Genomic DNA, 5,457 nt, shown 5'->3' on the forward strand with positions numbered 1-5,457 from the left:
CGCGGTCTCGCGGCTGGTCGCCGAGCGCGGCGGCTACGACCTGATGCCGGAGCTGGGCTACAAGCCGACCAACAAGTACCTGCCGCCGCGCCCGCGCCAGAACCCGCTGTCGGGCTGTTCCTCGGCTCCCGCCGCCGATACCGAGACGACGCCCGCCAAGGGCCTGCTGCGCTGGGTTGACCAGATGCTGTCGCGCTGATCCCGCTGCCCGGAATTATCCAGACGATGAACCCCGCCTTTTCCGTCATCTTCTTCACCACGGCCTCCGGCGCGGGGTACGGGCTGTGGTTCTGGCTCGGCCTGCGGATCGCGCTCGACGGGCTGCCGCACAAGGCTGGGCCGACGCTCGCCGCGTTGATCCTCGGCGGTGTGCTGGTGACGGCCGGCCTCCTGTCGTCGACCTTCCACCTCGGCCATCCGGAGCGCGCCTGGCGCGCCTTCAGCCAGTGGCGCAGCTCCTGGCTCTCGCGCGAAGGGGTGGCAGCGGTGGCGACCTACGGTCCGGCGGGGCTGCTCTTCCTTGCGCTGGTCTTCGGGCTGCCGGGCGGGGCGCTCGCCGGGGGGCTCCTGTCGCTCGGCGCGGTTGCGACGGTCTGGTGCACGGGGATGATCTATGCCTCGCTCCGCACCGTGCCCGAGTGGAACCTGGGCCTCGTGCCCTGGGCCTATCTCGCGCTCGCGGGGGCGACGGGCGCGCTTGTCCTCGCGCTGTTCGACGCGGGGCCCTGGCCTGCGCTGGCTGCGGCGGGCCTCCTGCTCGCGGCGCTCCTCAAGTGGCTCTACTGGCGGCGGATCGACGGGCTCGGAGCGCCTTTCGGCTTGGCACAGGCGCTGGGCATCCCGGGGGCGTCGGAGATCCGAACCCTCGACCCGCCGCACACGCAGCCCAATTTCGTCATGCGCGAGATGGGCTATGCCGTGGCGCGCCGTCACGCACGGCGCCTGCGGCTCTGGGCGATGGGGTTCCTGCTCTCGGTGCCGCTTCTCGGGCTCCTGCTCGCGACGCTCCTGCCGGACCTCGCGACCGTCTTCCTTGCCGCGGCGGCACTCTCCGCGCTTCTCGGCACGTGGATCGAGCGCTGGCTCTTCTTCGCGGAGGCGCGGCACCTGTCGATGCTCTACTACGGATCGGATCTCGGGCCGAGGGGCGCGGGCGCATGAGCCGGCTGGACGAGACCCACGACCCCGGCCGCCGAAGCTGGATCGAGAGCGCCAACGCGCCGGGGACGGACTTCCCCGTCCAGAACCTGCCTTACGGCGTCTTCTCGCACGGCGGCGGGCCGTGCCGGGTCGGCGTGGCCATCGGGGACATGATTCTCGACCTGACGGCGGCGGAGGGGCAGGGGAGGCTCGGCACCGGCCAGCCTGTCTTCGACACCGGAAGCCTCAACCGCTTCATGGCGCGGCCGAAGGAGGAGTGGACGTCGATGCGCCGCCGGATCGCGGCGCTGCTCGACGCGGCGGCGGGCACGCGCGACCTGCCGCTCGTGGCGCAGGCGGATGCCGTCCTGCACCTGCCCGCCGAGATCCGGGGCTTCACCGACTTCTACGCCTCGCGCGAGCACGCGACGAACGTGGGCTCCATGTTCCGCGACCCGGCGAACGCGCTTCTGCCCAACTGGCTCCACGTGCCCATCGGCTACAACGGGCGCGCCTCGACGGTGGTGGTCTCGGGCACGCCGATCACGCGCCCCCTCGGCCAGCTCAAGGGGCCCGAGGACGCCGCGCCGCGCGTCGGCCCCACGGCGAAGCTCGACTTCGAGGTGGAACTCGGCGCGCTGGTCGGGACCGGCAATGCGATGGGCGCGCCGATGAGCGCCGCCGAGGCCTGGGAGGCGATCTTCGGCTATGTTCTCCTGAACGACTGGTCGGCACGGGACATCCAGGTCTGGGAATACCAGCCGCTCGGCCCGTTCCTGTCCAAGGCCTTCGGTACGACCATCAGCCCCTGGGTCGTGACCCGCGACGCGCTGGAGCCCTTCCGCGTGCCGCCGCCGGAGCGTGCGGTGCCGCTCCTGCCCTACCTGCGCGAGGAGACGCCGAACAACCTCGACATCGTGATCGAGGCCGAGCTTGCGCCCGAGGGACGGGCGGGGCGTCGCATCCTGCGGACCAACGCGCGTTGGCTCTACTACTCGGCGGCGCAGCAACTGGCGCACCATACGCTGTCGGGCTGCGCGATGGAGACGGGCGATCTGCTCGGGTCGGGCACGATCTCGGGCGAGGCGCGGGAGAGTTGGGGATCGCTCCTGGAACTCACCTGGAACGGGCGCGACCCGCTGGATGTCGAGGGCGGCAGGCGCGCGTTCCTCGAGGACGGGGACAGCGTGACGCTGCGCGGCCATTGCGACGGACCCTACCGGATCGGCTTCGGCACCTGCGCTGGCACGATTCGCCCGGCGCCCGCCGCGCCCGGGCCCCGGGACTGACCCCGGATCACGCAGGTTTTCCGATGTCGGCGCGTCTCTCGACCGCTTGCGGCCTCTGTGCGCGCCTTCTAACATGCTAGCATGCCAATCGGCGGAAGGGGAGGCGAGAGAGTGGCCGCGAAGATCACGGACGTGACGACCCATGACGTGCGGTTCCCGACGAGCCGGATGCTCGACGGGTCGGACGCGATGAACCCGACGCCCGACTATTCGGCCGCCTACGTGGTGCTGCGCGCCTCGGACGGCAGCGAGGGGCACGGCATGACCTTCACCATCGGGCGCGGCAACGAGATCTGCTGCGCCGCCATCGAGGCGGTGGCCGCGCTGGTGAAGGGACGGGAGGTCGACGGACTCCTGTCGGACATGGGCGCGACATGGCGGCTGGTGACGGGGGACAGCCAGCTGAGGTGGACCGGCCCCGAGAAGGGGGTGATCCACCTCGCGGCGGCGGCGGTGATGAACGCGCTCTGGGACCTCTACGGCAAGCGCGCGGGCAAGCCCGTCTGGCGGCTGATCGCGGCGATGTCGCCCGCCGAGCAGGTCGCGCTGGTCGACTGGCGCTACCTCGCCGACGCGCTGCCCCCGGAGGAGGCCCGCGAGCGGCTGGAGGAGAAGGCCGGCGGACGCGCGGCACGCATCGCCGAGATGGAGCGCGACGGGTACCCCGCCTACACGACCTCGGCCGGGTGGCTCGGCTATTCCGACGAGAAGATCCGCACGCTGATGCGCGCGGCGCTGGCCGAGGGATGGACCCACTTCAAGATGAAGGTCGGCCGCAACATCGAGGACGACATGCGCCGCGCCGCGATCATCCGCGAGGAGATCGGGCCCGACCGGTTCCTGATGATGGACGCCAACCAGGTCTGGGGCGTGGAGGAGGCCATCGCGAACATGAAGCGGCTCGCGGCCTTCGACCCCTGGTGGATCGAGGAGCCGACGAGCCCCGACGACATCCTCGGCCACGCCCGCATCGCCCGCGAGATCGCGCCCATCAGCGTGGCGACGGGCGAGCACTGCCACAACGCGGTGATGTTCAAGCAGCTCATGCAGGCGGGCGCGATCCGTTTCGTGCAGGTGGACAGCTGCCGCCTCGCCGGGCCGAACGAGATCCTGGGCGTGATGCTGATGGCGGAGAAATTCGGGCTGCCGGTCTGCCCCCACGCCGGCGGGGTGGGCCTGTGCGAACTGATCCAGCACATGAGCTTCGTCGACTACGTCTGCGTCTCGGCGCGCCTCGAGAACCGGGTGCTGGAATTCGTCGACCACCTGCACGAGCATTTCGTGGACCCGGTGCGCACGCGGAACGGGCGTTACGTGCCACCGTCGATGCCCGGCTTCTCGGTGGAGATGAAGCCCGCGAGCCTCGCGCGGCACGCGTTTCCGGGCGGCGCGGCGTGGCAGGCGTGAGCGGTGTCGCCGCCTGCGGCGGCGACGCGTCCCGCCTTGTGTCGATGCCTTCGGCATCGACCCGGGCGAGGGGGTTTCACCCCCTCGCGCTCCCCCGCGTATTTGAGGAAAGATGAAGCTGCGGGGGCAGGGCCCCCCCGTCAGGCGTTCCAGGCGATGGCCGTCTGCGTCTGTTCGCCGAGGCCCGCGATGCCGAGGCGCACGATCTGGCCCTCGCGCAGGTAGACCGGGGGCTTCTGGCCGAGGCCGACGCCGGGGGGCGTGCCGGTCGAGATGACGTCGCCCGGCTGCAGGCTCATGAACCGGCTGATGTAGTGCACGAGGTGGCGCACGCCGTAGACCATGGTGCGGGTCGAGCCGTCCTGGTAGCGGTGGCCGTCGACCTCGAGCCACATGGCGAGGTCCTGCGGGTCGGGCACCTCGTCGCGGGTCACGAGCCAGGGGCCGATGGGGCCGAAGCTGTCGCAGGACTTGCCCTTCATCCACTGGCCGGCGCGTTCCATCTGGAATTCGCGCTCGGACCAGTCGTTGATCACGCAATAGCCCGCCACGTGGTCCATGGCGTCGGCCTCGTCGATGTAGGAGCCGGCCTTGCCGATGACGACGCCGAGTTCGACCTCCCAGTCGGTTTTGGAGGAGTTCCTCGGGATGCGCACCGGGTCGTCGGGGCCGCAGATCGCGCTCGTCGCCTTGAAGAAGAGCACGGGTTCGGGCGGGACGGGCATGCCGCTCTCGGCGGCGTGGTCGGCGTAGTTGAGGCCGACGCAGATGAACTTGCCGACGCCGCCGACGCAGGGGCCGAGGCGCGGGGCGCCCTCGACGCGCGGCAGGTCCGCGGGGTCGAGGGCGGCGAGGCGGGCGAGGCCTTCGGGCGCGAGCGTATCGCCGGCGATGTCGGCCACGACGGCGGAGAGGTCGCGGATGCGGCCCTCGGCGTCGAGCATCCCCGGTTTCTCGGAGCCCGGGGCCCCGTAGCGCAGGAGTTTCATGTCCCTCTTTCCGTTCAGACGTTGGACCAGCCGCCGTCGATCACGACGGCCTGACCGGTCATGAAGGCGCTCTCGTCGCTCGCGAGGTAGACGGCGAGGCTGGCGATTTCGGCGGCGGTGGCGATCCGGCCCATGGGCTGGCGGGCGATGAAGTCGGCGCGGGCCTTCTCCACGTCGCCGATCGCCTCGCCCTGCGCGCGGACGCGGGCGTGCCAGGAAGGGCTCTCGACCGTGCCGGGGCAGATCGCGTTGGCGCGGATGCCCCGGGTGACGAAGTCGGCGGCGATCCCCTTGGTCATGCCGATCACCGCGGCCTTGGTCGCGCCGTAGACGAAGCGGTTGGGTGCGGCGATGATGGAGGAGACGGCGGAGGCCATGTTGACGATGGTGCCGCCGCCCTGCCCGATCATCGCGGGAAGGAAGGCGCGCGTGACCTGGTACATGGCGCGGACGTTGAGGCGGAAGGAGGCGTCGAAATCCTCGGGCGGGCAGTCGAGGATGGTGCCGTGGTGGACGAAGCCCGCGCAGTTGAACAGGATGTCCACGGCGCCGGTGCGCCCGGCGAAGGCGGCCACGGCGGCATCGTCGGTGACGTCGAGGCGGTGCGTTTCGCCGCCCGCCTCGGCCACGGG

5 protein-coding genes and 1 pseudogene are annotated in these 5,457 nt (G+C 71.1%); 4 read left to right on the forward strand and 2 right to left on the reverse strand.

The features are described 5' to 3' along the window. The 4 genes and pseudogenes from ACTS11_RS02005 to ACTS11_RS02020 all read left to right on the forward strand — a co-directional run. A pseudogene (locus ACTS11_RS02005) lies at nt 1–199 on the forward strand (4Fe-4S dicluster domain-containing protein); the annotation flags it as partial. Between the two features lie 26 nt (nt 200–225). Then, nucleotides 226–1,161 carry a dimethyl sulfoxide reductase anchor subunit family protein gene (locus tag ACTS11_RS02010; protein ID WP_442638681.1) on the forward strand — a complete coding sequence of 312 codons (936 nt, stop codon included), beginning with the start codon at nt 226–228 and terminating at the stop codon, nt 1,159–1,161. Then, complete coding sequence (gene fahA, locus ACTS11_RS02015) at nt 1,158–2,429, forward strand: fumarylacetoacetase (protein WP_442638682.1); 1,272 nt, start codon at nt 1,158–1,160, stop codon at nt 2,427–2,429. Before ACTS11_RS02010 ends, fahA begins: the two co-directional genes overlap by 4 nt. A gap of 111 nt (nt 2,430–2,540) precedes the next feature. Then, nucleotides 2,541–3,836 carry an L-fuconate dehydratase gene (locus ACTS11_RS02020; RefSeq protein ID WP_442638683.1) on the forward strand — a complete coding sequence of 432 codons (1,296 nt, stop codon included), beginning with the start codon at nt 2,541–2,543 and terminating at the stop codon, nt 3,834–3,836. Nucleotides 3,837–3,976: 140 nt separating this feature from the next. Here the strand turns inward: ACTS11_RS02020 and ACTS11_RS02025 are convergent, their stop codons facing one another. Together ACTS11_RS02025 and ACTS11_RS02030 are read right to left on the reverse strand one after the other, a co-directional pair. Further along, nucleotides 3,977–4,825, reverse strand: a complete 849-nt coding sequence (locus tag ACTS11_RS02025; RefSeq protein ID WP_442638684.1) for an ureidoglycolate lyase — start codon at nt 4,823–4,825, stop codon at nt 3,977–3,979. A 14-nt stretch (nt 4,826–4,839) separates the two neighbouring features. After that, the coding region (locus ACTS11_RS02030) for an SDR family oxidoreductase (RefSeq protein WP_442638685.1) at nt 4,840–5,457 on the reverse strand (618 nt) is incomplete at its 5' end.

The sequence above is a fragment of the Roseicyclus sp. genome (assembly GCF_052168335.1).
Lineage (GTDB): Bacteria > Pseudomonadota > Alphaproteobacteria > Rhodobacterales > Rhodobacteraceae > Roseibacterium.